This window comes from Campylobacter sp. CFSAN093238 (genome assembly GCF_012898015.1).
In the GTDB taxonomy this organism is placed as follows: domain Bacteria; phylum Campylobacterota; class Campylobacteria; order Campylobacterales; family Campylobacteraceae; genus Campylobacter_D; species Campylobacter_D jejuni.
The window spans coordinates 1,622,381-1,646,863 of the sequence record NZ_CP040611.1 but is presented as its reverse complement, the minus strand read 5'-3'; the positions used below and the strand labels follow the sequence as shown (position 1 = coordinate 1,646,863).

The window sequence follows — 24,483 nt, the reverse complement described above, 5'->3', positions numbered from 1 at the left end:
AAAAAAGATAAAAATATCGATAAAAATGTTACATATTTTAATAAATTTCATAAATTTTGGTAAAATGTTTACTCTAGGAAATATAATGAAATTTAAAAAAATATATATAGAATTAAGCGATATTTGTGGTTTAAAATGTGATTTTTGTCCTTCTCAAAAAGGAATTCGCGGGGTAATGAGTGAAGAAAAATTTCAAAACTTAGCTTATGAAATTTCTAATAAAGCTGAGCTTTTTACCTTTCATCTTTTGGGCGATCCTTTGCTTTTACCTAATTTGGAAAATTATCTAAAAATCGCAAAAGATGAAGCTATGAAACTTGAAATCACTACAAGTGGCTTTTATCTAAATTCTAAAAATCAAGCTTTATTGTTAGGGTATGAGAATATCCATCAAATCAATATTTCTTTAATGTCTTTTTTAAGTCAAAGCAATATTTCTTTAGAACAGTATTTTAAGCCTATTTTAGAACTTTGCAAAAAGCATTTAGAGCAAAAAAGCCTTTCTTTTATCAATCTAAGACTTTGGAATTTAGATGCTAATTTTAAAGCACCTAAGTCAAATTTAAAAATTTATGAGTTTTTAGCCAAAGAATTTGAAGCTAAGATCGATGCAAACTTAAGTAAAAATCGCTTGCAAAGACATATTTTGCTTTATCAAAATAAACTTTTTAAATGGCCAAATTTAAAAGATGAACCCCTTTATAAAAAAGGAAAATGTCATGCTTTAAAAGAGCAAATTGGGATTTTAAGTGATGGAAGTTTGGTGCCTTGCTGTTTGGATACTAAAGCAGATATTAACTTGGGAAATGTTTTTGAAAATAACTTTGATAAGCTTTTTAAATCACCGCGTATAAAGATGATGAAAAAAGCTTTTGAAGAAGATAAACGCATAGAAAAACTTTGTCAAACTTGCGAATTTTTTAAAGCAAGATTGGGTGATTAAAAATTGTTATTTTCTAGCTTTGTTTTAAATTCTTGAATTCTATCTATTATCTTAGGACTAAGACGTAATAATATAGGTGTATCTTTGTTAAAATAAATACTTCCTGTTTTAACTGCTTTGGTATTTTTCAATAAAGCATTTGTATCTAAAAGATTGTTTTTAGCATTAATTCCAAGAATGAGTATGTCTGGATTTTGTTTCAGTATGTATTCTGCTGATATAACAGGTCTTGAAATTTGACTTTGCGGGCTTAAATTTTTAATCCCTATAAGTCTTAAAATATCAGCTATTAAAGAATTATCATTAAAGGCCATTAAAGGGTTGCTAGAATAAAGATAAATCGCACTTTTATTTAGGGGTTTATCGCTTAATTTTTTAAATTTTTGGTTAAATTCTTGTTTTAAAAGCTCTGCTTCTTTTTCTTTTTTGGTGATTTGGCCTAAGGTTGTGATATTTTTTGTTATATCTTCTAAACGCTCGGCTTTTAAATTGATACTTTTGATACCAAAATTTTTAAGTCCTTCTTCTAAATTTAAAGAATAAGAGCTTAAAATCACCAAACTTGGTTTTAATGCTACTATTTTTTCAAGCGAAGGATTTGAAAAAGTGCCTACGCTTGTAAGTTTTGAGGTTTGATCTTTAGGATAAATATTTGAGTGTTGTAAAGTAGCAATGCCTACGATTTGATCTTCAGCCTTAAGCATAAAAAGGGTTTCTATGCTTGCAGGATCAAGCACTACAAGGCGTTCTTTTGCATTTAGTGTGATTAAAAACAAACTCATAATAATTAAAATTTTTTTCATTTTTTCTCCTTTAAAGCTAAAATATAAGGTTTAGAATTTTTATAAACAATCTCGCAGTTTAAATCATAAATTTCTTTTAAAATTTCTTGAGTAAAAAGTTCTTTGCTTGTTCCAAAATACTTTATCTCCCCTTCTTTTAAAAAAAGGATTTTATCGCAAAACATAGAAGCTAAATTTAAATCATGCAAGATAGCAACAACGGCAATATTTTTTTCTTTAACTCGTTTTTCACAAAGGCTTAAAAGTTCTATAGCATAGTTTAAATCAAGGGCTGAAGTGGGTTCGTCTAAAAAAAGAATTTTTGGCTTTTTAAGCAAAGCTCTTGCTAAAAGCATTCTTTGAAATTCACCCCCGCTTAAAGAAAGTATGCTTCTTTCTAGAAAATTTTCAAGTCTTAAATCTTTAGCAAATTTTTTAATTTCTAAAATATCTTCTTTAGAATAAGAACTAAAAGCGTGTTTTAAATTCGCATATTTACTCATTAAAAGCACATCTATGACTTTTAAAGGGGTGTTTAATTCTGATTTTTGAGGCACAAAGCCGCAAATTTTGGCAAATTCCTTAAGAGAAAAATCCTTGATATTTGTGTTAAAAAGACTTATTTCTCCTTTATTTGGGTTTAAATTTTTAAGTATAAGTTTTAAAAGAGTGCTTTTACCTGAGCCATTTGGCCCTAAAATTCCTATAAAAGCCTGATTTTTAAGTTCTAAATGAATGTTTTTTAGTAAATCTTTTTGGTGATAAGCAAAGCTTAAATCATGTATTTTTAGCATTATAAAAATCTCCTAGCACTTAAAGCCAAGTATAAAAAAATAGGAGCTCCAAAAAATGCAGTTAAAATTCCAATCGGAATTTGCACAGGAGCTAAAAGAGTTCTTGCTAAAGTATCACAAATAAGTAAAAATAATCCTCCAAATGCTGTACATAAAGGGATAACTAAGGCATTATTATAATTTTTAAGCAAAAGTCTTATAGTATGAGGAATGATGAGTCCAACAAAGCCTATAAGTCCGCTAAAAGCAACCGCAAAAGATACAGCCAAGGATGAGACAATGAGTAAATTTATCTTTAATTTTTGAGCATTTACCCCTAGATTTCTAGCTTCATCATCTCCGCTTAAAAGTATGTTTAATTCGTTTTTATGAGCGTAAAAATAAAACAAACAAAAAATTAAAGGCAAGATTAAAATTCCTACACGAAACCAAGAAGCATTGCCTATATTTCCCATAAGCCAAGCGACTATTTTAAAAGAATCCTCGCCTATAAGATAAGTGAAAAAAGAAGTGAAAGCCCCTAAAAAAGATGAAGCTGCTATGCCGATAATGAGTAAAGTTGCTATAGAAGCTTTAGAAGAAATTTTAAAAACTCCTAGGGCAAAAAAGGCAGAGCAAACAAAACCTAAAATTCCATAATAATAATCATTCAATTTTAACAAATACGCCAAAACCGCTCCAAAGGTTGCCGCAGAAGCTATACCTATGATATAAGGATCAGCTATAGGATTTGAAAATACATTTTGAGTGATAGCCCCACTACTAGCTAAAAGCATACCGATTAAAATCGCCATTATAATCCGTGGTAAGCGTCCATCTATGATTATTTGTCTTAAAATTTCATCTTGGCTAAAGATATATGAAAAAAGCTCTTTTGGGTTTAAATTCTCATCTCCTAAGCAAAGTGCTGTAAAAGAAGCGATTATATAAGCTACCAAAAGCCCTATAATCACTAAAATTTTAGAATGCGTATTTAAATTCAACATAGTAGTTTCTGCCATTTCCAACTAGGTATTGATCATTTATACTGTCTTGATAGGTGTAGTATCTTTTATCGAAAAGATTGCGAATTCCTGCTAAAATTTGTAATTTTTTATAATTATATTTCATGCCAATATCTGTTAAAAAATAATCCCTTATCCAAGAATTTTTAGACATTTTTCCTGTATTTTCATCTATAGTGCCACCATCTTTTGCTCTAGAAAAATAGGTTAAATCAATAAAATTTGAGAAATTTTTATTCCAAGCGTATTCAAGCCCAGCTGTGGCTTTGATTTTTGAAACATAAGGAATTCTCATGCCGTCATTAACACCTTTAGAAATTTTAGCATCAAGATAAGTTAGACTTTCTCTAAAGATTAAATCATCATCTAAAAAATTTTGACTCAGGCTTAATTCTACTCCTAAACGGCGAGTTTGATCTATATTATAATATTTCCACCAAGATCCACTAGTAGAATGAGGGTTTCCAAGATAAGAAATTTCATCTTTGCTTAGAGTGTAAAATAAAGTTAGATTAAAGCCGTAAAAATCCCACCAAAAATCATCAATTCCTAGTTCAAAGGTATCAAAGATCTCGGCTTTTAGGTTCGATGAATAATAGGGTGGTATTCCATTACTAGTGTTGTTATTGCGATTGACAAACTGAGCAGGTGTAGGAGAAACAAAACCTCTTTCGTATTTAAGATAAAGATTGCCTGTGTCAGAGTATTTAAAGTTAGGGGTGATTTCAAAAGCAAAATTATTGGTGTTTTTATCGGTATCAAAAAGGGTTGTTGAGTCTGTGATCATAGGATTTGATGATGGCGGTCTTCCGTTCATACTCATTTCATTTCTATAAGATCTATTGGTATTATAAGTGCTAAATTCATATCTAGCTCCACCGGATAAAGTGAAAAATTCATTAAAATTATGAGAATTAAGAGCGAAAATAGAATGGCTTTGTTTAGTCATATCCATTAAAGTTGTCATCCTATGATAGTTTATAATAGGTGCAGCGCTATAATACACCAAACTCTTTCTTTTTGCATCATGGTTTGCAAATTCATAACCAAAAATAAAATAAGAATTATTTGCATAATTTAGTTTTGTTTTTAAACTTATCCCTGTAAGCGTGTCTTCAAAACCACTTCCATTTTGATATACAGGAAGACTCATACCTCTATAACTCATTGTAGAAACATCTTTTAGATAATTGATCTTTTGATTTTGCCAAAAAGCTTCTAGGTTAAATTCCCATATATCATCAAAATAGTAATGATAATCCAAAGAAATTTCAGGGCGATTGATTTGTGTGATATTGTCACTATTACCTTTTTGAGTTGGATTGCTTTGAGCTTGTGTTTTTGTTAGATAGCCACTGCTGGTATTTTTGCTTTTAAAATAATTATAACCCAAAGTTAAGTCGCTATTATCATTGATATCAATATAGGTTTTTGTGTTAATAAAATAACCTTTTTCATTATAACCTTTTTGATATCCATCAAGGTTAAAACTTTGTATATCAAAGCTAAAAGCTAAATTTTCATTTATTTGTTTGGCGCCATTGATACCTAAATTTCCACCTAGTCCACCATGATTATAGGTACTGCTTTTTAAATTTATAGCAAAAGCATCTGATTTTTGTTTTTTTGTAATGATATTAATCACACCCCCTCTAGTACCATTTCCATAAAGCACAGACCCACCCCCAGGTATGATTTCTATGCGTTCTACATTATCTAAATTGATACTATTTAGCGGGGTTACACCATGGGAATTATCAAGAACATTAATAGCACGCCCATCGATCATAACTTTTACAGCTATATTGGACTTATTTCCTTGTCCACGCATGTCTATATTGCGTCCAAGTCCAAAATTTACAAAACTAATGCCCGAAATTCTTTCTAAGGCTTGTTCTAAGGAAACATAACCTTTATTTTGCAGATCTTTGCCTTCAATGCTGATTACATTGCGTAAATTTGAGTCTGCATCTTGTTCAAAACCTGTTGCACTAACAACAACTTTTTGTAGATTGATAGCTTCATTTGATTCTTGTGCATTTAAATTAGTTATTAGTAATAATGCAAATAAAGATAACTTAAATAACTTATAAAACTTTTTATTTGGGTGCAAATTTTACTCCTTAAATAAAATAAATAATGATAATTTATATCATAATAATTTGAACGAAATTTATCCTTTATTAACTTAATTTAGTATAAATTTTTGTTAAAATAGATAATTTTTATATTTTAAGTTATTTTTAATTTGATAATTGATACCATTTTTTTTAATATTTTATTTTAAAATCAAGAAAGGATAAAAATGAATTTTGAAAGCATTATTTCTCATATGAATGATCATCATAAATCAAATTTAGTTGATCTTTGTAAAAAATTTGGTGGTATTGAGCAAGTACAAGATGTTTTTCTAAAAAGTGTTGATTTTAATGGCTTGGATCTTGTTTACAATGATAAAGAAAATTTACGAGTGGAATTTCCTAAAAAAGCCGATGAAAACACGATTAAAGATACTATAATATCCCTTTGCATGAGTGCAAAGAGTGAGCAAAATTTTAGTGGAGTAGAAAAAGAATTAAATGAATTTATGCTAAGTTTTAATTCTGTAGCTTTGGCAACTTTAAATGTAAATGGAGAAGTTGTTTGCTCGTATGCACCTTTTGTAAGCACACAATGGGGAAATTATATTTATATAAGTGAAGTAAGCGAACATTTTAACAACATCAAAGCAAATCCAAACAATATAGAAATAATGTTTTTAGAGGATGAGAGTAAAGCCGCTTCTGTTATACTTCGCAAAAGATTGCGCTATAGAGTAGATGCAAGTTTTTTAGAGAGAGATGAAAGATTTGATCAAATTTATGATGAGTTTGAGAAACAAACCGGAGGAGAAGGAGGCATTAAAACTATACGCAAGATGCTTGATTTTCATCTAGTAAAGCTTGAATTTAAAAAAGGACGCTTTGTAAAAGGTTTTGGTCAAGCTTATGATATAGAAAATGGAAATGTCGCACATGTAGGTGCTAGTGGAAATCGACATAAGCATTAATTTATATAAAGTCTTATAAATTTTGTTCTTGTAAAGCTTGGGCTTGATGATGAGTGATTAAAGGTTCTATGATTTCATCAAAAAGCCCATCTTGCATAATGGCATCTAAGCGATATAAAGTAAGATTTATTCTATGATCGCTGATACGATTTTGTGGAAAATTGTAAGTGCGAATGCGTTCGCTTCTATCTCCGCTTCCTACTTGTGATTTTCTTGCTTCACTTTCTTTTGCTAGTCTTTCACTCTCTTGCATTTCATAAAGCCTTGCTTTTAGGACTTTCATCGCACTTTCTTTATTTTTGTGTTGGCTTTTTCCATCTTGATTGACTACAACTATACCTGTAGGGATATGAGTGATACGAACAGCTGAATCAGTAGTATTTACACTTTGTCCACCATGTCCTGAAGATCGCATAACATCAACTTTAAGATCGTTTGGATTGATTTCGATTTCTATATCATCAACTTCTGGCATTACTGCCACGGTGATAGCAGAAGTATGCACGCGTCCTTGGGATTCTGTTTGAGGAACTCTTTGAACACGGTGCGTTCCACCTTCATATTTAAGTCTTGAATAAGCTCCTGTTCCTTTAACAAGCATGATGATTTCTTTAAATCCACCTACACTTCCTTCACTAGAACTTACAATCTCAAGTTTATAGCCACGATTTTCAGCATATCTTGCATAAGCTTTTACAAGATCTCCTACAAATAAAGATGCCTCATCGCCACCTGCGCCTGCACGAATTTCAAGAAAAATATTTCTTTCATCATTGGGATCCTTAGGAAGAAGTAAAATTTTAATCTCTTCTTCAAGCTTTGGTTTTAATTCTTCTAAAGTTTTTAGTTCTTCTTTCGCAAGTTCCCCAAGTTCTGGATCGTTTAGCAAAGCTTTATTTTCTTCTATATTGTCTAAAGTTTTTAAATACTCTTTAGCTTTTAAAACGATAGGTTCTAAATTTTTTTGTTCTTTAGAGAGTGTAGTCATTTTACTGATATCGTTGATTATATCAGAACTGCTAAGAAGAGAATTTAACTCTTCAAAGCGTTTTAAAAAAGGATCTAGTTTGCTAGCTAACATTAAAAACTATATAGAAAATTATGCGATTTTATTTACTAAAAGGGCTAAGCGGCTTACACGGCGAGAAGCAGTTTGTTTTTTAATGAAACCGCGACTTACCATAGCATGAATGCTTTTATTAGCTACTTTTAAAGCTTCATTAGCAGCATTTTTATCTCCATTTGCTGCAGCTTCTCTTACGGCTTTAGTTATATTTTTAAGTCTTGTTCTATAGAATCTATTTCTTTCTGTTTTTTTAATAGTTTGTCTTGCTCTTTTTTCAGCAGATTTATGGTTTGCCATTTATATTTTCCTTTTTTGAAATTAAAGACTAAATTATATAAGAATAAAATTTAAAATTTAATTAATTTAAGCAAAATTTCAAAATAAGTCTTTTAAATTTATATCCCAAAAAACTAAATTAAATTTAAGTAAAAATCCATAAATTACCGCACTTAAAAGTCCAGCAAACAATCCTGCTAACATATCATCAAGCATTACACCTAGTCCGCCTTTGACTTTTTTATCTATCTTACCAATAATAGAAGGTTTTGTAATGTCAAAGAGTCTGAATAAAACAAAAGCCAAAATAAAATTGACTATCGAGTTTTCAACACTTGCTGCAATAGCACAAGCAAGAAAAACTCCAGCAACCTCATCGATAACTATGTGTTTGTCATCGTGAATTCCTGTTTTTTTTTCATAATCATCTATAACACGAATACTTGCAACAAAAATTAAAATGCTTAGTAAAAACAAAGTATTAATCCCGAGATATTTAAGTATAAAAAAAGCAGGTATTAAAGCAGCGATAGTACCAAAAGTCCCACTTGCCTTTTTTACAGAACCTGAATAAAAAAAAGTTAAAAATAATTTTTGCATTTTATTACACCATATAAGACATTTGATGAATTTCTAAAAGTTTTTGATAAAATTCTTCATCATTTTTGTATTCTAAAATTCCATCAGTTGGAAAAAGCTCATTATAAATTTTTTGCATATTTTTTAATCTATTTGGAAAAAGAGAAGTTAAAATAACACTAGATACTTCCTTGCGCATGAAAATTGCTGGAGGAATGATACCCGCTCTTAGTAAATCTTTTAAAGACTGAGAATTATAGTGCAAATGGTGATGACAACCATGAGGGCAAGATCTTGTGCTAACAATCATGCGACATTGATCGCAAAATACAAATTCAGGCAAAACGATCACTTCTATGCCATAGTCCTTGGAAAAATCATCAAGTATGGTTTTTGGTTGGTTATCGTCATAAAACATTCCAAGTCCTGTATGATTTTGTCCTACTACTAGTTTGGTACAACCTAGACTTTTTGCGATAATACTTTCTAAGCCAGGATTTAAATGAGCGTGAAAAATATTAATATTTTTTAATGGAAAAATGAAAATTCTATCCGGTGGAAGATAGTTTTGAATAAATTTTTTCAAATATGCTTCTTTAAGTTCGAATTCAAACCCATTTACATCAAAAGATTCTACAAGAAAAATTACAACTAAATCTGCTTTATCAATAGTCCAACGAAACATTCTTTCATGGGCACGATGCAAAGGATCAAAACTTGAAACTATAGCAGTAATTTTTTGTGCATTAAGATTGTTTTTGATTTGTTGAAAATTTTCTTTTATTTTTTCAATTTGAGAATTATAAATTTCTATTTTTCCACTTATGCAAGTTGTTCCCATGTCTTCTAAAGAGCAAGTGTTAGGACTGAAAATATCAGAAAAATTTTTATTATTTTTAAATTGGCTTTTAAAATCTATATGTCCTACTACTTTTTCATCTAGTATGAGATCGATTCTATCGCCAGATTTTATATCATTTAGTGCTTCTTCAGCATTTTTTGGTGCAAAGCTTAAGGGATAGGGAAAACTTTCTCCTTTAAATTTTCCTGATTTAATGATTTCATTGACTTCTTTTTCATTCATTAAATGAGTGCAAGTACCTAGCAAACCTTCTTTAATAAGTGACAAGATGCCAAATTCATTTTGATCTATGGTAATGTTTTTATTTTTTCTTGCTGATTTCATATTTCTTCCTTTTTTCCCATAAAGATTTACGTGAAATGCCTAATTTTTTTGAAAGATCAGTATCAGGAAATATATTTTGGTAATTTATAATAACATATTTTACATACTCATCTATAGTTAAAATTTCATTGCTATTGATATTTTTTTCATTATCATTTAAATTAATGCAGTTTATTTTTAAATCATCTGTATTTGAATTGGTATGCAAAATAACATTTTTGTTTTGTATAAAATCTAGGAGTTTTTCCTTTTCTGTTGCTTTTAATGCTTGAAAATTACTCAAAAATAAGAGATTGTTTTCTGTGGGAAGTTTCATAACTTTTTCAACTGAATTTGTAGATGTTAAATCAATAAAAGAAAGAGTAATGTCACATTCATTTGCATAATTAAAAACAAAAGCATCAGCACTGCTTTGCTTGTTGGATTTTAATATCAATGGAAGTTTTAATTTTTTATAATTATACTCTGGAATTTTGATTGTTTCTAATCTTGATTTGATATAGCTTTGATAAGCTTTATTAAGGATTGAAAGTTTTCTAAAATCCTGATAATGCTTTATTTTTCTAATCAGCTCTTCTATCATAAAGGGTTTTTGAATATAATCACTAGCACCTAATTTCAAAGGATTTGAAACTGTATCTGTACTTATATAAGAAATAAGCAAAATAATAATACTATGTTTAAACTGACCTACGGCTTTTAGAAAATTATTAGTATTTGTAGAAAGCAGTATAATGTCATAGTATTTTTCACCATTGTATTCATCAAACGAGTTAATAATTTCACAGCTATATCCAGCATCACTTAGTTTAATGCTAATGCTTTGCGCTAGATAAATTTCATTTTCAATAATTAAAACTTTCATAATCTTGTCCAATCAAAATATTTTAAATTTACATTACTAAGCACCGCCATACCTTCTTTTCTTCCAATAAAACCCAATTTTTCCGTTGTTGTGGCTTTAACATTGATTCTAAATTCATCTAAATCTAAAGTATGAGCTATATTGCTTTGCATAGCTTGTTTAAAGTCTTTAAGTTTAGGGCTTTGTGCCATGACGCAAATGTCTATATTAATGAGTTCAAAACCTATTTCTCTGACTTTATCATAAGCTTGTTTTAAAAGCTCCATGGAGTTGGCATTTTTAAATTTCATATCAGTATCAGGATAAAGCTCTCCTATATCTCCAAGTCCTGCAGCACCTAAAATCGCATCGGTTAAAGAGTGAGCTAAAACATCTCCATCGCTGTGTGCTTTAAGCCCCATAGTAGGATGAATTTGCACTCCTGCTAAAAGCAAAGGGCGATTCTCTCCAAATTCATGCACATCAAAACCATTGCCAGTAAAAATTTCAAAGCTAGGTGTAGGCAAATCAAGTTTTTTAAGATCTTCTTTAAAGGTTAGTTTTCTTGCATTTTCTTCACCTTCAACAAACCAAATTTTTCCACCCATTGCAGCTATAGCTGTGCTATCATCTGTAAATTCTAGGTTTTGATCCAAGGCTTTTTTAAGCAATTTGGTTTTAGAAATTTGCGGGGTTTGAATGAGTTTGATTTTTTCTCTTTGCAAGGCTTCATTGTCAAAAAGTGTTGTATCTGCAACTTTTAAAGCAGGGGTAATACAATCTGCTTTATCTAAATTTTCAATCAAACGATCAAACAAATTTTTACTCACCAATACCCTTGCTACATCACTTACCATAACAAATTCGCTATCTATGAGCTCTAAGGCTTTTTTTAAGGATTCTGCTCTGGTATCACCACCTTCTATGAATTCATAGTTTTTAGTAAATTTTTTCATATAAGTGATATTACTAGAGGTAACAACTATTTTTTTAAAAGGATAAAAAGAGCTTAAATTTTTTGTTGCATAAAGCCAAAGAGGGTCATTTCCAAGTCGTAAAAATTGTTTTTTTACCTTTGTATTAAAACGAGTAGAATTTCCAGCTGCTAACATAATGAGGCTCATTTCACTCATTTTTTCATTCCTCTTTTTAATATTGTTGGTTTTTATAATGTTACCATATTATACACTTATAAAAAGCTAAATTTTATCATTTTATTAGTAAAATTGATTTTTTTAAAAGACAAGGAAAAAATATGAAAGAACAAATTTTAGAGAAATTAAAAACTGTAAAATATCCTGGTTTTGAAAAGGATATAGTGAGTTTTAACTTTGTAAAAGATATTAAAATTCAAGATGATGGTGTATTCATTGATATAGAAATCGTTTCAGCAAATCCTGAAGTAGCTAATGAAATTCGTAAAAATATTATTGAAGCTTTATCGAGTTTGGCTTTAAAAAATATTGAACTTAATATCATTACTCCAAAAATTCCTGAAGAAAAAAGTAATTCAAGAAGTGGAAAAAATATCGCTCCACAAGTAAAAAATTTCATCATGGTTTCAAGTGGAAAAGGTGGTGTGGGTAAATCTACAACTACAGTAAATTTAGCAATTTCCATGGCTAAAATGGGAAAAAGAGTAGGTATTTTAGACGCGGATATTTATGGGCCAAATATTCCAAGAATGCTAGGTGAAACCAAAACTCAGCCTGAAGTAGTAGGGCAGAGATTAAAGCCTATTTTAACTCATGGTGTTTATATGATGAGTATGGGGGTTTTGATCGAAGAGGGTCAAGGCCTTATGTGGCGTGGAGCTATGATTATGAAAGCAATCGAGCAACTTTTAGCTGATGTGATTTGGCCTGAACTTGATGTATTGTTTTTAGATATGCCTCCAGGAACAGGCGATGCACAAATTACTTCTGCGCAAAGTATTCCTATTACTGCAGGAGTTTGTGTAAGCACGCCTCAAACCGTATCTTTAGACGATAGCAAAAGAGCTTTAGATATGTTTAATAAACTTCATATTCCTATAGCGGGTGTGATTGAAAATATGAGTGGATTTTTATGTCCTGATAATGGTAAAGAGTATGATATTTTTGGTAAAGGAACAGCTGAAGATATGGCAAAAGCCTATAAAAGTGAAGTTTTAGCACAAATTCCTATAGAAATGATAGTAAGAGAAGGTGGAGATGAAGGCAAGCCTGTGAGTTTTTATCACCCTGAAAGTGTGAGTTCAAGGCGTTATTTAATGGCGGCTGAAAAAATTTGGAGTTTTATAGAAAAGATTAACAATGAAGGTGGTGCGGATAATTCTGCTATACAACCTGTGATGAATGGAAAAAGTGCGTGTTCGCATTAAAAATTAAGTGGATAAGGAAAAGAAAATGATTAATACTAAAGAAGATTTTTTACTTTTAATCAAACAAATCGAGCAAAAAAGTGGCTATAAAAAACCTAAAGCTTTTGGTATAGCAAGGCTTGATAGAGGACAGTTAAATAAAAATAAAATCTTACAAGCAAGTTTTGCTTTGATTAACTATGAGCAAAATTTTGGCTCAGCGGCAATCATGCTTGAAGCTTTTATGCAAAGGGGCGTGGAGATTGATTTTAATGCAAGTGAGTTTGTGCAAACTTTGAAATTAGAAGATATTGATTTTGCACTTTCTTGTTTTAAACCTTTTTTAGAAGAAGATGGGCATCAAAATATTGATTTATTAAAGATTATCAAAGATAAATTTAAAGACGATGAATTTTCTTTTGTTTGTCTTTTTGAAGATAAAGAACCTTTAAGTGTAGAAAGTATTTATCTAAAACTTTATTTGCTTTCTACTAAAAAAGTACCTTTAAGAAGTATCAATTTAAATGGAGCTTTTGGACTTTTAAGCAATGTAGCTTGGAGTGATGATAAGCCTATCGAGCTTGAGTATTTAAGAGCAAATGAAATGCGTTTAAAAATGAGCAATCAATATCCAAAAATCGATTTTGTTGATAAATTCCCAAGATTTTTAGCACATATTATCCCTGAGGATAATACAAGAATTTTAGAAAGTTCTAAAGTAAGAATGGGTGCGTCTTTAGCAGCAGGAACAACCATCATGCCAGGGGCAAGTTATGTGAATTTTAATGCAGGTACAACAGGAGCTTGTATGGTTGAAGGGCGTATTAGTTCAAGTGCTATAGTAGGAGAAGGTTCTGATGTAGGTGGCGGAGCTTCGATTTTAGGTGTTTTAAGTGGAACAAGTGGCAATGCTATAAGCGTAGGCAAGGCTTGTCTTTTAGGGGCTAATTCAGTGACAGGAATTCCTTTAGGGGATAATTGTATAGTTGATGCAGGTATTGCAGTGCTAGAGGGAACGAAATTTTTACTCAAAGATGCCGAAGAACTTGCTAAACTTAATCCTTATTTTAATTTTGATAAAGAAATTTACAAAGGCTTAGAGCTTAAAGGTTTAAATGGACTACATTTCCGTCAAGATTCTATAAGTGGTGCTATGATAGTAGCTTTAAATAAAAAAGCAGTCAAACTTAATGAAGCCTTGCATTGATATAAATTTTATTTTACATAAAGCTTTAAGCTTTATGTCTTTCTTTCAACTTTGAAATCACATCTGAGAAACTAAGATTTGCATCTGCAAGTAAAACACTTAAATGATACATTAAATCCGCTGCTTCACAAATAAGCTCTTCTTTATCTTTTACTATCGCTGCTAAAGCTGTTTCTACGCCTTCTTCACCAACTTTTTGTGCGATGCGTTTTGTACCACTTTTGAAAAGTTTTGCTGTATAAGAAGTATTTTCATCGGCATTTTTGCGTGCATTAATAAGTTTTTCAAGTCTGTCTAGAAAAACAAAATCTGCATTTTTAGAAATTTTTTCAAAACAAGAAATATCGCCCGTATGACAAGTAGGCCCTACAGGATTTGCTAAAATTAAAAGCGTGTCATTATCACAATCTAAGCTTAAATCTATGATATTTAAGAAATTTCCACTTTCTTCACCCTTCATCCAAAGACGCTGTTTTGTGCGTGAAAAAAAGACTACTTTGCCACTTTCTAAGCTTTTTTCTAAGGCTTCATTATTCATAAAGCCTAGCATTAAAACTTCGCAAGTTTTTGCATCTTGGATGATGACAGGTAAAAGATTATCCACTTTTTGCCAAGCGATTTTTTCATTAAGTTCTTTGAAATTTTGCATATTATATCCTTATACTTAAGCCTTGATTTTTAAGATAAATTTTTAATTCTTTAATGTCTATAAGTTTTTGATGAAAAACAGAAGCAGCTAAAGCCCCATCTATACCTAGTTTAAAAGCTTCTAAAAAATGTTCCATTTTTCCCGCTCCCCCACTTGCGATCAAAGGTACTTTACAAATTTTATATACAGCTTCTAATTGTTCTAAATCATAGCCATTTTTAACACCATCTTGATTCATCATATTTAAAACAATTTCGCCTGCACCTAGATCTTGCACTTTTTTAACCCATTCTAAAGTGCTTTTTCCACTATGTTTACTTGTTTTTTCATCCCCTGTGTATTGAAATACTTTTAAATTTCCATTTTCATCTTTAAAACTATCAATCCCTACTACTACGCATTGCACGCCAAAGCTTTTAGCAAGGCGTGTGATTAGGCTTGGATCATTTAAAGCAGGAGAATTGATAGAAATTTTATCTGCCCCATTAGCCAAAAGTTCAGCTGCATCTTCTTCGCTTTTAATACCCCCTGCAACACAAAAAGGAATATTGATATTTTTTGCTACTTCACTTACCCATTCTCTTGATATGCGTTCTTTTCTAGCACTTGCAGCAATATCATAAAAAACAAGCTCATCAATACCATTTTGAGAATAATACCTAGCAAGCTCTATGATATCTCCCATATCTTTATGGTTTTTAAATTGTGTTCCTTTTACTACTCTGCCATCTTTGACATCTAAACATGCAATTATGCGTTTTGTAAGCATTTATTTCTCCAAAATACATTTTTCTTTAAGATATTTTTCCATTTCTTCATCGCTTTTAATTTCATCAAAATTAGCTTGAATTTTTGCTTCTTTGCCCACTTTAATTTGTTTGTTTATATCATCAATAAATTCTTTAAAATTTGGATTTTTATTGATCAGCATATTTAGTGTTTGAATATCAAGTTCTTTTTCTTTTGCACTAATTAAAATTTGAGAATTTGAAATATCTTTTTCAAGTTTTATCACTCCTATGCCAAAACTTTGATTTAAGCGTCTTAACTCGCTTAAAACTTCGCTATCAATTTCTTGTAAAACAACCAAGTAGCCTTCATTTGCCCAGCTAGAATTACTTACAGCTTGAAAATAGCATTCTTTTAAATTTGAAAAATTTAAAGCAATTTTAAGTTCAAAAGAAAAAAGTTTATAGCTGTTTTGTTTGATATTTTCTAAAAGTGTTATGGTTTCTTTTTCATAATCATCATAAGGAAAATAAACCCCTACAATATCAGGATAATTCCACTTATCTTCCCCACCTTTACCCTTTTTGCTTTGTTCATGGTAAATTGTTTTGCAATTTAAATTAAAATCTAAATTTTCATATAAAAATTTTACAAGCAAGGGGTGTAAATCTCTTTCATGAAATTTATTTTTTTCTTGTTTTTCGTTAGTAATTTCATTTTTATTATCAAGCTTTAAAAGTTCATTTTCTCTTTCTTTTAGCCAAAAAGTTGTAGGTTTTATTGAGGTTTTAAGAAAGTTAATTTTATCTGTAAGCAACCTATTCCAAATTGTTTGAGTGGGTGTTTGTCCTATACTAGAAAGCTTTTTATCTAAGCCTTTTTCAAGAGCTTTTTGCCAAATTTCACTCACATTTAAAGGCTTTTTAGTTTGTTTTAAAACTTCTATAATTAATTCTTTATAGGTCAATTTTCCAGACATCTTATCCCTTCTTCTACACTAAAAACTCCGTCTAATAAAGCTTTTCCTACGATAACCCCACTACAAATTCCTTTTAAGTTTTCAAGGTCTTTTAAGCTTGCTACTCCACCACTTGCCTGAATGCAAATATGAGGAAAAATTTCATGGATAAGTTTATAAAGTCTTGCATTTACTCCTTGCATGGTGCCATCTTTTGAAATATCTGTGCAAAGTATGTGTTTTAAGCCTTTATTGCTATAAAAATCTAAAACTTCCATAAGCTTTTTATCGCTTGCTTCTTGCCAAGCATTTACAGCCACAACATAATCTTCTTTTAAAATCGTATCTAAGGCTAAAACTATAGCTTCACTACCAAATTCTTTTAAAATTTCAAGACATAAAGTCGCATCTTTAATTGCCATAGATCCTATAACTACTCTTTTTACTCCACAATCAAGCAAAGCTCTAACTTCTGCTTTAGAGCGTATACCTCCACCTACTTGCAAATTGACACTGACTTCTTTGGCTAATTTTTCTATCAAAGCAAATTGTCTTTTGCTAGGATCTTTTGCACCTGTAAGATCTACAAGATGAAGTTCTTTCGCTCCTGCTTTTTCGTATTCTTTAAATTTCTTTAAGGGATTGTATTTATATACTTTTTTTTGTTCGTAATCCCCTTTTACAAGACGCACCACTTCGCCATCTATAAGATCGAGTGCGGGTATGATTTGAGTCATCCTATATCCTTAATAAAATTTGAAATTAAAATTTCCCCAGCCTCGCTACTTCTTTCAGGGTGAAATTGCACTCCGTAAAAATTATCTTTCATTACGCTTGCGCTAAATTTTTGCGAATACTCACAATCTGCTATAGTGTATTTCCCAAGTCCTACACAATAACTATGCACAAAATAAAAATAAGCCCCTTCTAAGCCTTTAAACAAAGCATGAGAGCTATAAACTTCATTCCATCCCATATGTGGAAAAGTAAAGCCTTCTTTAGCTTTAAATTTTTGAGTTGTAAAATCTATGAGTTTTAAGGTTTCTTGATTTAATTCTTCAGAAAAATTTCCTAAAATTTGCATACCTAAACAAATACCAAGCAAAGGTTTTTTGGTATTTTGAATAAAATCAATAAGATTAAATTGTTCTAAATTTTTCATTGCTTCTTTTGCGGTACCCACTCCAGGTAAAAAAAGCTTATCCGCACTTTCAAGTTCTTTTAAATCCCTACTGATAGTTGCATTAAAACCTAATCTATCTAGACAAAATTTCAAAGATGCTAAATTCGCACAGGCTGTATCGATGATGATGATTTTCATATCACTCCTTTAGAGCTGGCTAAATTTTCACTTTCTATTTTTACTGCCATTTTCAAAGCTTTTGCAAAGGCTTTAAAAAGCCCTTCGGCTTTATGATGATCGTTTTTGCCTTTAACTTTTAAATGCAAACTCACGCCCATAGCATAGCTTAAAGAATAAAAAAAGTGCTCGATCATTTCTGTGCTTAAAGCCCCTAAATGAGATTTTTTAAATTTGGCTTTATAGACTAAATGGGGACGATTGCAAAAATCCATCGCACAACTTGCCAAACACTCATCCATAGGTAAAGCAAAACCATATCTTGCAATGCCGATTTTATCCCCTAAAGCTTTTTTGATACAAGCTCCAAGTGCTAAGGCTACATCTTCAACGCTATGATGCTCATCGATTTCCAAATCTCCTTTACAAGAAATTTCAAGCCCTATACCTCCATGTACAGCGATTTGCTCTAACATGTGATCAAAAAAATCAATACCTGTTTTAATGCTAACCTTACCCCCATTTAAGCATACCTTTACTTTTATATCTGTTTCTTTAGTAGTTCTTTGATAACTCGCGCTTCTAAAAGAATTTAAAATTTCATTTTCTATTTCTTTCCAAGAAAGTTCGCCGTATTTTAAACCACGCACGCCTAAATTTGAAGCCAAGATCATATCACTCTCACGATCTCCTATAACAAAACTTTGCTCCTTATCATAAAGTTCGTGTTTGATATACTCTTCTAACATAGCGGTTTTAGGTTTTCTGCAAGCACAATTTTCATTTTCAAAATGCGGACAAATAAAAATATCTTGAAATTCTATACCGCAACTTTTTAAAATATCAAGCATTTTTTCATGAGCGATTTCAAAATTTTCCTTTGGAAAACTTGGTGTTCCAAGACCGTCTTGATTGCTTACCATAACAAATTTAAATCCAAATTTTTTTAGTTTTAAAAGAGTGGGAATAGCATCTTTTTCAAAACGCAATTTTTCAAGAGTATCGATTTGAAAATCGCTTTTTGGCTCCTCTATTAAAGTGCCATCTCTATCTATAAAAAGGATTTTTTGACTCATTTTAAGCTTTCTAAACGAAAAGTTACTGCATTTTTGTGCGCGTCTAAATGCTCATTTTGTGCTAAAATTTCAACACTTTTACCTAAAGCTAAAAAACCTTCTTTACTTAACTCTTGAACGGTCATTCTTTTACTAAAATCTGCCAAACCTAAACTAGAATGCGTTTTAGTAAGTCCATAAGTAGGTAAAACATGATTTGTCCCACTTGCATAATCACCCATAGACTCTGGGGAATAAGCTCCTAAAAATACTGATCCTGCGTGTTTTACACCTTTTAAAAGTTCTCGTGGATTTTGAGTTTGTATGATCAAATGTTCAGGGGCGTAAAGATTTGAAATTTCTAAAGCTTGATTTAAATCTTTAGCTATGATAATGCGTGAATTAGCAATGCTTTTGCTTGCAAGTTCTTTGCGAGGCAAAAGTTCTAATTGACTTTGGACTTCATCACTTGCTTTTTTAGCAAAATCTTGACTTAAACACACTAAAATCACTTGAGAATCTGCACCATGTTCAGCTTGTGAAAGCAAATCACTAGCTACAAATTTTTCATTAGCTAAATCATCAGCTATGACTAAAACTTCACTAGGTCCTGCTTGCATATCAATAGCTGCTCCGTTTATATCACTACTTACTTGGCGTTTTGCTTCGGTTACAAAGGCATTTCCTGGGCCAAAAATTTTATCCACCTTTAAAACACTTTGGGTACCGTAAGCCAAAGCTGCTATAGCTCCTGCACCGCCCATTTGATAAATTTCATCCACGCCACAAAGCTTAGCACAAAAAAGCACAGCATCATTGATTTTTGCAGGACTTGCTAAAACGATTTTTTCACAACCTGCAATTTTTGCAGGAATAGCTAGCATTAAAACCGTTGAAAACAAAGGTGCCAAACCCCCTGGTATGTAAAGTCCTACTTTTTCTATAGGGCGTGTTAAAACTTCACATTTAACGCCTTTTGTAGTTTCAAGAGCGATTTCATGTGGGATTTGGGCTTCGTGAAATTTTTTGATATTTTCATAAGCCACTAAAATAGCTTCTTGTAAATCTTTATCTAAACGCTTGCTTGCTTGAGTGATTTCTTCTTGAGTGATTTTAATCTTTGAAATTTCAGCCTTATCAAATTTCAAAGCTTGTTCTATCAAAGCTTCATCGCCTTTTTCTTGCACTTCTTTAATGATAGAACTTACTATTTTTGAAATTTCATCTTTCGCACTTATAGCAGGGCGTTTTAACGCTTCTTCTTTTTGTTTTTCATCCAAATTATCATATACTAAAATTTGCATTTTTTACTCACTTTAACATTTTTTCTATAGGCAGAACTAAAATCGAACTCGCACCTTCTTCTTTTAAAGCCTCCATGGTTTCCCAAAAAAGATTTTCTTTACTTACCATATGTAAAGCTACATTTTTTTCATCGTGTGCTAAAGGTAAGATAGTCGGTCTTTCAACTCCTGGAAGTAGGGCTTGAATTTTATCAAGCTTTTCTTTTGGAGCATGAAGCATAATGTATTTAGATTCTCTTGCTTGCATTACTCCTGCTACACGCAACATAATTTTATCCACTAAGGCTTGTTTTTCTTTACTTAAAGCATTTTCTTTTTGAATCAAACAAGCATGAGATTCATAAATGACTTTAACTTCTTTAAGATTGTTTGCTTGTAAAGTTGCCCCGCTTGAAACAAGATCGCAAATCGCATCGGCTAAATTTGCCCTAGGGGCTACTTCAACAGAACCTGTAAGCGTACAATTTTTATAATTAATCCCATTTTCTTTCATAAAACGCTTTAAAAGTTGTGGATAAGAAGTAGCTATCCTTAAGCCTTCAAAATCTTTCAAATTTTGAAATTTATTTTCTTGAGGTAAGGCAAGAGAAAGACGGCAATATCCAAAATCTAGCTTTTTTAAAAGCTTATAGCTTGGATTTTCTCCTAAAGACTGGCGTTCAAGTTCATTTTCTTCTAAAACATTTTCCCCTATAATGCCTAAATCTACAACCCCATCAAAAATAAGCCCAGGGATATCATCATCTCTAACGCGTAAAATATCTATGGGTAAATTTGTAGAAAAAGCGATCAAGCTTTGTTCATGGATATGCATTTTAACACCACATTCTGAAAGAAGCTCTATGGATTCTTTTGAAAGTCTACCTGATTTTTGTATCGCAATGCGTAAACGAGTGTTTTCTTGCATAACATATCCTTGAAATTAAAAATTAAAAACTTATATTAGCATAAGTAGTTGAATTTTTAGCAAGGGTTTTAGAAAATAAATAAATTTAATTTTATTTAAAATAATTATTTAAAACTTTTTATTTTTAAGGTATTTAATTGAAGTATTAATCCTAGCAAAAGCTAGGATTTGATTAAGCTACAAATTCGATGAAAGCCATTTCAGCAGCATCACCACGGCGAATTCTTGTTTTGATGATTCTTGTATATCCACCATTGCGATCTTTGAATTTTGGAGCAATTTCAGTCACTAATTTATTAGTAGCGTTTTTATCTTGTAATGAAGCAAAAACTGCTCTATGAGCGTTAAAATCTCCAAGTCTTGCTCTAGTAATCAATCTTTCTACATAACCTCTTAATTCTTTAGCTTTTGGTAGAGTAGTTTCGATTTTTCCGCTATTTACTAAAGCTATAGTTAAATTTTTTAATAAGGCAGCACGATGAGATGAAGTTCTGCCAAGTTTTCTATATCCATGTTTATGTCTCATTCTTTATCCTTCGTTTTGTGCTTTTAATTCTGCGATTTTATTTTTAAGTATTTCTTTATTATCGCTAAGCTTAGAAGTTCCCACAGGAAAACCTATGCTTTCCATGATGTTTTTAATTTCATCAAGAGATTTTTTACCTAAATTTTTAAGCCCTGCAAGTTCACTTACACTCATCAAAGCAAGCTCGCCTATGTAAACTACTCCTGCTTTTTCAAGACAATTATAACTTCTAGCACTTAAATTTAAATCTGTAATGTTTTGCAATAATTTAGTATTTTCTAGTTCATTGCTTGTTGCTTGATTTTTAATTACGCTTCTAACATTGGTGATTTTATCAAATACTGATAATTGTTTATACATAGCTTCTAGAGCATTTTGAAAAGCTTCATTTGGAGTGATTTGTCCATCAGTTGTTACAGTTAAAACCACTTTTTCATAATCAGGATTATCTTCAAACAAAACTTTTTCAATATCATAGGTTGCTTCTCTTACAGGTGTAAAGAAAGCATCTAAAGCTATAAATTTAGGATCATTTATAAGCTCTTTAATTTCTTCGCTTGGTACATAGCCAATACCTTTTTCAACGATCAATGTGAATTTGAGTTCAGCATCTTCGTTGATAGTTGCTAGATAGGCGTCTTTGTTTACTACCTCTACTTGATCATTATTTAGATCTTTGCCGTAAATTTCTTTTGAGCCTTTAAAGCTAAATTCTACTATTTCTTTATTTGATTCGCCTTTAATTTTAAAGCGTAGTTTTTTTAGATTAATGATAAAAAGTGCTACATCTTCAAGCATACCACGCATGCTATCAAATTCATGAGCTACGCCATCAATATGGATCGCAGTTGGAGCATATCCTATGGTGCTAGTGTAAAGCAAACGGCGTAAAGGATGGGCTAGGGTGATTCCATAGCCGATCTCAAAAGGCCAAGCACTGATTTTAGCCACAGTATCACTAATGTTTTCTATTGTAAATTCTGTTGGCGTATAAGCAGATGTTGTAATATTTCTCATATTTAGCCCCTATTACTTAGAGTAAAGCTCAACGATAAATCTTTCCTCAACCGGAATGACAACTTCTTCTCTTTCAGGTTTTCTTGTGAAAATTCCAAATCTCTTATCTTTTTCAACATCAACCCAAGCAACGATTCCAGTTTGTGCTGTAAGTTCGATAGCTCTTGTTATTTGAGGATTGTTTTTGCTTTTTTCGATGATTTCGATTTTAGCACCTGCTTCTACTCTAAAGCTAGGAATATCCACTCTTTTACCATTTACTAAAATATGTCCATGTGTTACAAGTTGTCTTGCAAAACGACGTGTTGTAGCAAAACCCATTCTATATACCACATTGTCTAATCTTTGTTCTAAAAGCTGGATAAGTAATACCCCTGTATTTCCTTCTCTTCTTGCTGCTTCAGCAAATAAACGACGGAATTGCTTTTCGCTTACTCCATACATAAATTTAGCTTTTTGTTTTTCTCTTAATTGAAGTCCATACTCACTAATTTTACCTTTTCTTGCTCCGTGTTGTCCTGGCGCATAAGGGCGTTTGTCTAGTGCACTTTTGCCAGCTAGTCTTCTTTCTCCTTTTAATGCTAAGCTAACACCAAAGCGTCTTTCTAATTTTTCTACTGGTCCTCTATATCTTGCCATAATATTCTCCTAAATTTTTCTTATATCTTAGACACGACGACGCTTAGGCGGTCTGCAACCATTGTGAGCTAATGGAGTGATATCTTTTAAGAAAGTTACTTTGATTCCTTCCATAGCACCTACACTCTTAACAGCAGTTTCTCTACCGCTTCCTGGTCCTTGTACTTTAATGCCTACTTCTTTAATTCCGTGTTCTTTTGCTTTATTTAAAGCGTCTTCTACTGCTTGTTGTGCTGCATAAGGAGTTGATTTTTTAGAACCTTTAAATCCTAAACCACCTGCACTACTCCAAGCGATAGCATTTCCCATTTCATCAGTCACTGTAACCATAGTATTGTTAAAAGTCGCACTGATATAAACAATACCTTTTGCTATATTTTTTTTAACTACTTTTTTCTTTACGATTTTTCTTTTTGCCATGATTTATCCTTATGATTTTGCACCAACAGTTTTTCTCTTACCTTTTCTAGTTCTTGCGTTTGTTTTTGTTTTTTGTCCGCGAACTGGTAAGCCTTTTCTGTGTCTTAAGCCTCTAAAGCTTCCTAAATCCATAAGTGCTTTAATATCCATAGCAACTTGTTTTCTCAAATCCCCTTCAACCATATAGTTTTCTTGAATTTCTTTACGGATAGCTGCTGCTTCATCTTCACTTAACTCATGAACTCTTTTATCATAAGAAATTCCTACTTTATCTAGAATTTTTCTTGAAGTGAAAAGTCCTATACCATAAATATAGGTTAGTCCATACTCAATTCTTTTTTTCTTTGGTAAATCCACACCTGCAATACGAGCCATGTTTATCCTTGTCTTTGTTTATGTTTTGGATTTTCGCAAATAATGCGAACCACGCCTTTACGGCGAACTACTTTGCACTTGTCGCACATCTTTTTAACCGATGGTCTCACTTTCATGAGCGTCTCCTTGAATGAATTCCACTTGATTTACGACTACATCAGGTTTTATGAATAACCAACTATTTTCAAAATAAGTGGTGGATTTTAAAAATACTTCTTCATATAGTTCGATGTAATTTGTCGCAAAAACTCTAATTTTATCTAAAATTAGCTTTTAAATAACTTAGATTATTTATATCTAAAAGTTATACGCCCTTTATCAAGGCTATAAGGTGTAAGTTCTACTTTTACTTTATCACCTGGCATTATTCTTATATAATGCATACGCATTTTTCCTGCAATATGACATAAAATTACATGTTTGTTGTCAAGTTCAACCTTGAAATTTGCATTAGGCAATGCTTCAAGTACGGTGCCATCAATTTCAATTACATCATCTTTTGCCAAAATTTTCTCCTTTCATGAAATAAAAAG

29 protein-coding genes are annotated in these 24,483 nt (G+C 31.4%); 4 read left to right on the top strand and 25 right to left on the bottom strand.

Translation table 11 applies throughout. The annotated features are described in order from the left end of the window. The first annotated feature begins 85 nt into the window (after positions 1–85). Positions 86–943 (top strand): radical SAM/SPASM domain-containing protein, encoded by an 858-nt coding sequence (locus FBF21_RS08385; protein ID WP_002870080.1) that lies wholly within the window; start codon positions 86–88, stop codon positions 941–943. Here the strand turns inward: FBF21_RS08385 and FBF21_RS08380 are convergent. From FBF21_RS08380 to FBF21_RS08365, 4 genes are read right to left on the bottom strand one after another with little or no spacing between them, the layout of a single operon-like run. Continuing rightward, positions 940–1,746 (bottom strand): ABC transporter substrate-binding protein, encoded by an 807-nt coding sequence (locus tag FBF21_RS08380; RefSeq protein ID WP_002870079.1) that lies wholly within the window; start codon positions 1,744–1,746, stop codon positions 940–942. The two genes, FBF21_RS08385 and FBF21_RS08380, sit on opposite strands and share 4 nt — an antisense overlap. Continuing rightward, the gene (locus tag FBF21_RS08375; protein ID WP_002870078.1) at positions 1,743–2,519 is read right to left on the bottom strand and encodes an ABC transporter ATP-binding protein; all 777 of its coding nucleotides are present in this window, start codon (positions 2,517–2,519) and stop codon (positions 1,743–1,745) included. Before FBF21_RS08375 ends, FBF21_RS08380 begins: the two co-directional genes overlap by 4 nt. Continuing rightward, positions 2,519–3,505, bottom strand: coding sequence for an iron ABC transporter permease (locus FBF21_RS08370; protein ID WP_002851460.1), 987 nt, complete (start codon positions 3,503–3,505; stop codon positions 2,519–2,521). Before FBF21_RS08370 ends, FBF21_RS08375 begins: the two co-directional genes overlap by 1 nt. Beyond that, the gene (locus FBF21_RS08365) at positions 3,480–5,636 is read right to left on the bottom strand and encodes a TonB-dependent receptor (RefSeq protein ID WP_002870077.1); all 2,157 of its coding nucleotides are present in this window, start codon (positions 5,634–5,636) and stop codon (positions 3,480–3,482) included. Before FBF21_RS08365 ends, FBF21_RS08370 begins: the two co-directional genes overlap by 26 nt. A gap of 192 nt (positions 5,637–5,828) precedes the next feature. Between FBF21_RS08365 and FBF21_RS08360 the strand changes: the two genes are divergently transcribed. After that, positions 5,829–6,572, top strand: coding sequence for a HugZ family heme oxygenase (locus tag FBF21_RS08360; protein WP_002870076.1), 744 nt, complete (start codon positions 5,829–5,831; stop codon positions 6,570–6,572). Between the two features lie 13 nt (positions 6,573–6,585). On the opposite strand, the gene prfA is transcribed toward FBF21_RS08360, so the two are convergent. The 6 genes from prfA to FBF21_RS08330 form a co-directional block, all read right to left on the bottom strand. Continuing rightward, a complete protein-coding gene (gene prfA / locus FBF21_RS08355; RefSeq protein WP_002868299.1) occupies positions 6,586–7,653 on the bottom strand; it encodes a peptide chain release factor 1 in 1,068 nt (355 codons plus the stop codon). An 18-nt stretch (positions 7,654–7,671) separates the two neighbouring features. Continuing rightward, the gene (gene rpsT, locus FBF21_RS08350; RefSeq protein ID WP_002856547.1) at positions 7,672–7,935 is read right to left on the bottom strand and encodes a 30S ribosomal protein S20; all 264 of its coding nucleotides are present in this window, start codon (positions 7,933–7,935) and stop codon (positions 7,672–7,674) included. A gap of 78 nt (positions 7,936–8,013) precedes the next feature. Further along, positions 8,014–8,514 carry a phosphatidylglycerophosphatase A gene (locus FBF21_RS08345; RefSeq protein ID WP_002851418.1) on the bottom strand — a complete coding sequence of 167 codons (501 nt, stop codon included), beginning with the start codon at positions 8,512–8,514 and terminating at the stop codon, positions 8,014–8,016. 4 nt (positions 8,515–8,518) lie between these two features. Then, positions 8,519–9,679 (bottom strand): sulfate adenylyltransferase, encoded by a 1,161-nt coding sequence (locus tag FBF21_RS08340; RefSeq protein WP_002868300.1) that lies wholly within the window; start codon positions 9,677–9,679, stop codon positions 8,519–8,521. After that, a complete protein-coding gene (locus FBF21_RS08335; RefSeq protein ID WP_002868301.1) occupies positions 9,657–10,544 on the bottom strand; it encodes a response regulator in 888 nt (295 codons plus the stop codon). The genes FBF21_RS08340 and FBF21_RS08335 overlap by 23 nt, the downstream gene beginning before the upstream one ends. After that, positions 10,541–11,656 (bottom strand): bifunctional 2-C-methyl-D-erythritol 4-phosphate cytidylyltransferase/2-C-methyl-D-erythritol 2,4-cyclodiphosphate synthase, encoded by a 1,116-nt coding sequence (locus tag FBF21_RS08330; RefSeq protein WP_002868302.1) that lies wholly within the window; start codon positions 11,654–11,656, stop codon positions 10,541–10,543. Before FBF21_RS08330 ends, FBF21_RS08335 begins: the two co-directional genes overlap by 4 nt. A gap of 122 nt (positions 11,657–11,778) precedes the next feature. On the opposite strand from FBF21_RS08330, the gene FBF21_RS08325 reads away from it, so the two are divergent. Further along, complete coding sequence (locus FBF21_RS08325) at positions 11,779–12,885, top strand: Mrp/NBP35 family ATP-binding protein (protein WP_002867572.1); 1,107 nt, start codon at positions 11,779–11,781, stop codon at positions 12,883–12,885. Between the two features lie 25 nt (positions 12,886–12,910). Then, on the top strand, positions 12,911–14,071 hold the full coding sequence (locus FBF21_RS08320) for a 2,3,4,5-tetrahydropyridine-2,6-carboxylate N-succinyltransferase (protein WP_002851311.1): 1,161 nt from the start codon (positions 12,911–12,913) through the stop codon (positions 14,069–14,071). Between the two features lie 25 nt (positions 14,072–14,096). On the opposite strand, the gene hisIE is transcribed toward FBF21_RS08320, so the two are convergent. From hisIE to infA, 15 genes are all read right to left on the bottom strand, one after another. Continuing rightward, positions 14,097–14,720, bottom strand: coding sequence for a bifunctional phosphoribosyl-AMP cyclohydrolase/phosphoribosyl-ATP diphosphatase HisIE (gene hisIE / locus FBF21_RS08315; protein WP_002886571.1), 624 nt, complete (start codon positions 14,718–14,720; stop codon positions 14,097–14,099). Position 14,721: 1 nt separating this feature from the next. Then, positions 14,722–15,489: an imidazole glycerol phosphate synthase subunit HisF gene (gene hisF / locus FBF21_RS08310; RefSeq protein ID WP_002860062.1), complete on the bottom strand. Its 768-nt coding sequence runs from the start codon at positions 15,487–15,489 to the stop codon at positions 14,722–14,724. Beyond that, positions 15,490–16,428, bottom strand: coding sequence for an HTH domain-containing protein (locus FBF21_RS08305; protein ID WP_002860061.1), 939 nt, complete (start codon positions 16,426–16,428; stop codon positions 15,490–15,492). Continuing rightward, positions 16,413–17,144: a 1-(5-phosphoribosyl)-5-[(5-phosphoribosylamino)methylideneamino]imidazole-4-carboxamide isomerase gene (gene hisA / locus FBF21_RS08300; protein WP_002860060.1), complete on the bottom strand. Its 732-nt coding sequence runs from the start codon at positions 17,142–17,144 to the stop codon at positions 16,413–16,415. Before hisA ends, FBF21_RS08305 begins: the two co-directional genes overlap by 16 nt. After that, on the bottom strand, positions 17,141–17,728 hold the full coding sequence (gene hisH / locus FBF21_RS08295; RefSeq protein ID WP_002851270.1) for an imidazole glycerol phosphate synthase subunit HisH: 588 nt from the start codon (positions 17,726–17,728) through the stop codon (positions 17,141–17,143). The genes hisA and hisH overlap by 4 nt, the downstream gene beginning before the upstream one ends. Beyond that, the gene (gene hisB, locus FBF21_RS08290; RefSeq protein WP_057991089.1) at positions 17,725–18,783 is read right to left on the bottom strand and encodes a bifunctional histidinol-phosphatase/imidazoleglycerol-phosphate dehydratase HisB; all 1,059 of its coding nucleotides are present in this window, start codon (positions 18,781–18,783) and stop codon (positions 17,725–17,727) included. Before hisB ends, hisH begins: the two co-directional genes overlap by 4 nt. Next, the gene (gene hisD / locus FBF21_RS08285) at positions 18,780–20,066 is read right to left on the bottom strand and encodes a histidinol dehydrogenase (protein WP_002867578.1); all 1,287 of its coding nucleotides are present in this window, start codon (positions 20,064–20,066) and stop codon (positions 18,780–18,782) included. Before hisD ends, hisB begins: the two co-directional genes overlap by 4 nt. Positions 20,067–20,073: 7 nt before the next feature. After that, positions 20,074–20,973 carry an ATP phosphoribosyltransferase gene (hisG, locus tag FBF21_RS08280; protein ID WP_002886568.1) on the bottom strand — a complete coding sequence of 300 codons (900 nt, stop codon included), beginning with the start codon at positions 20,971–20,973 and terminating at the stop codon, positions 20,074–20,076. A 172-nt stretch (positions 20,974–21,145) separates the two neighbouring features. Further along, positions 21,146–21,499, bottom strand: coding sequence for a 50S ribosomal protein L17 (gene rplQ / locus FBF21_RS08275; protein ID WP_002851332.1), 354 nt, complete (start codon positions 21,497–21,499; stop codon positions 21,146–21,148). A gap of 3 nt (positions 21,500–21,502) precedes the next feature. Next, positions 21,503–22,516 carry a DNA-directed RNA polymerase subunit alpha gene (locus FBF21_RS08270; protein WP_002855748.1) on the bottom strand — a complete coding sequence of 338 codons (1,014 nt, stop codon included), beginning with the start codon at positions 22,514–22,516 and terminating at the stop codon, positions 21,503–21,505. 12 nt (positions 22,517–22,528) lie between these two features. After that, a complete protein-coding gene (rpsD, locus tag FBF21_RS08265; protein WP_002858938.1) occupies positions 22,529–23,155 on the bottom strand; it encodes a 30S ribosomal protein S4 in 627 nt (208 codons plus the stop codon). A gap of 27 nt (positions 23,156–23,182) precedes the next feature. Next, positions 23,183–23,575, bottom strand: coding sequence for a 30S ribosomal protein S11 (rpsK, locus tag FBF21_RS08260; protein ID WP_002779544.1), 393 nt, complete (start codon positions 23,573–23,575; stop codon positions 23,183–23,185). Positions 23,576–23,584: 9 nt separating this feature from the next. Continuing rightward, positions 23,585–23,950 carry a 30S ribosomal protein S13 gene (gene rpsM / locus FBF21_RS08255; RefSeq protein ID WP_002800121.1) on the bottom strand — a complete coding sequence of 122 codons (366 nt, stop codon included), beginning with the start codon at positions 23,948–23,950 and terminating at the stop codon, positions 23,585–23,587. A 2-nt stretch (positions 23,951–23,952) separates the two neighbouring features. Beyond that, positions 23,953–24,066: a 50S ribosomal protein L36 gene (rpmJ, locus tag FBF21_RS08250; RefSeq protein ID WP_002781429.1), complete on the bottom strand. Its 114-nt coding sequence runs from the start codon at positions 24,064–24,066 to the stop codon at positions 23,953–23,955. Between the two features lie 171 nt (positions 24,067–24,237). Next, on the bottom strand, positions 24,238–24,456 hold the full coding sequence (gene infA / locus FBF21_RS08245; RefSeq protein ID WP_002781436.1) for a translation initiation factor IF-1: 219 nt from the start codon (positions 24,454–24,456) through the stop codon (positions 24,238–24,240). Positions 24,457–24,483: the final 27 nt, after the last annotated feature.

Excerpts from the sequence above, each read along its gene's own strand:
- FBF21_RS08305 (WP_002860061.1), bottom strand. The coding sequence starts at position 16,428 with ATGTCTGGAAAATTGACCTATAAAGAATTAATTATAGAAGTTTTAAAA.
- FBF21_RS08375 (WP_002870078.1), bottom strand. The coding sequence starts at position 2,519 with ATGCTAAAAATACATGATTTAAGCTTTGCTTATCACCAAAAAGATTTA.
- hisF (WP_002860062.1), bottom strand. The coding sequence starts at position 15,489 with ATGCTTACAAAACGCATAATTGCATGTTTAGATGTCAAAGATGGCAGA.
- FBF21_RS08325 (WP_002867572.1), top strand. The coding sequence starts at position 11,779 with ATGAAAGAACAAATTTTAGAGAAATTAAAAACTGTAAAATATCCTGGT.
- FBF21_RS08330 (WP_002868302.1), bottom strand. The coding sequence starts at position 11,656 with ATGAGTGAAATGAGCCTCATTATGTTAGCAGCTGGAAATTCTACTCGT.
- rpsM (WP_002800121.1), bottom strand. The coding sequence starts at position 23,950 with ATGGCTCGTATTGCAGGTGTGGATTTACCAAAGAAAAAAAGAATTGAG.
- FBF21_RS08340 (WP_002868300.1), bottom strand. The coding sequence starts at position 9,679 with ATGAAATCAGCAAGAAAAAATAAAAACATTACCATAGATCAAAATGAA.
- FBF21_RS08335 (WP_002868301.1), bottom strand. The coding sequence starts at position 10,544 with ATGAAAGTTTTAATTATTGAAAATGAAATTTATCTAGCGCAAAGCATT.
- FBF21_RS08385 (WP_002870080.1), top strand. The coding sequence starts at position 86 with ATGAAATTTAAAAAAATATATATAGAATTAAGCGATATTTGTGGTTTA.
- FBF21_RS08320 (WP_002851311.1), top strand. The coding sequence starts at position 12,911 with ATGATTAATACTAAAGAAGATTTTTTACTTTTAATCAAACAAATCGAG.
- FBF21_RS08360 (WP_002870076.1), top strand. The coding sequence starts at position 5,829 with ATGAATTTTGAAAGCATTATTTCTCATATGAATGATCATCATAAATCA.
- rpsT (WP_002856547.1), bottom strand. The coding sequence starts at position 7,935 with ATGGCAAACCATAAATCTGCTGAAAAAAGAGCAAGACAAACTATTAAA.
- FBF21_RS08345 (WP_002851418.1), bottom strand. The coding sequence starts at position 8,514 with ATGCAAAAATTATTTTTAACTTTTTTTTATTCAGGTTCTGTAAAAAAG.
- rpsK (WP_002779544.1), bottom strand. The coding sequence starts at position 23,575 with ATGGCAAAAAGAAAAATCGTAAAGAAAAAAGTAGTTAAAAAAAATATA.
- rpmJ (WP_002781429.1), bottom strand. The coding sequence starts at position 24,066 with ATGAAAGTGAGACCATCGGTTAAAAAGATGTGCGACAAGTGCAAAGTA.
- hisD (WP_002867578.1), bottom strand. The coding sequence starts at position 20,066 with ATGCAAATTTTAGTATATGATAATTTGGATGAAAAACAAAAAGAAGAA.
- rplQ (WP_002851332.1), bottom strand. The coding sequence starts at position 21,499 with ATGAGACATAAACATGGATATAGAAAACTTGGCAGAACTTCATCTCAT.
- FBF21_RS08370 (WP_002851460.1), bottom strand. The coding sequence starts at position 3,505 with ATGTTGAATTTAAATACGCATTCTAAAATTTTAGTGATTATAGGGCTT.
- hisG (WP_002886568.1), bottom strand. The coding sequence starts at position 20,973 with ATGCAAGAAAACACTCGTTTACGCATTGCGATACAAAAATCAGGTAGA.
- rpsD (WP_002858938.1), bottom strand. The coding sequence starts at position 23,155 with ATGGCAAGATATAGAGGACCAGTAGAAAAATTAGAAAGACGCTTTGGT.
- FBF21_RS08270 (WP_002855748.1), bottom strand. The coding sequence starts at position 22,516 with ATGAGAAATATTACAACATCTGCTTATACGCCAACAGAATTTACAATA.
- prfA (WP_002868299.1), bottom strand. The coding sequence starts at position 7,653 with ATGTTAGCTAGCAAACTAGATCCTTTTTTAAAACGCTTTGAAGAGTTA.
- hisA (WP_002860060.1), bottom strand. The coding sequence starts at position 17,144 with ATGACTCAAATCATACCCGCACTCGATCTTATAGATGGCGAAGTGGTG.
- hisH (WP_002851270.1), bottom strand. The coding sequence starts at position 17,728 with ATGAAAATCATCATCATCGATACAGCCTGTGCGAATTTAGCATCTTTG.
- FBF21_RS08380 (WP_002870079.1), bottom strand. The coding sequence starts at position 1,746 with ATGAAAAAAATTTTAATTATTATGAGTTTGTTTTTAATCACACTAAAT.
- hisB (WP_057991089.1), bottom strand. The coding sequence starts at position 18,783 with ATGAGTCAAAAAATCCTTTTTATAGATAGAGATGGCACTTTAATAGAG.
- hisIE (WP_002886571.1), bottom strand. The coding sequence starts at position 14,720 with ATGCAAAATTTCAAAGAACTTAATGAAAAAATCGCTTGGCAAAAAGTG.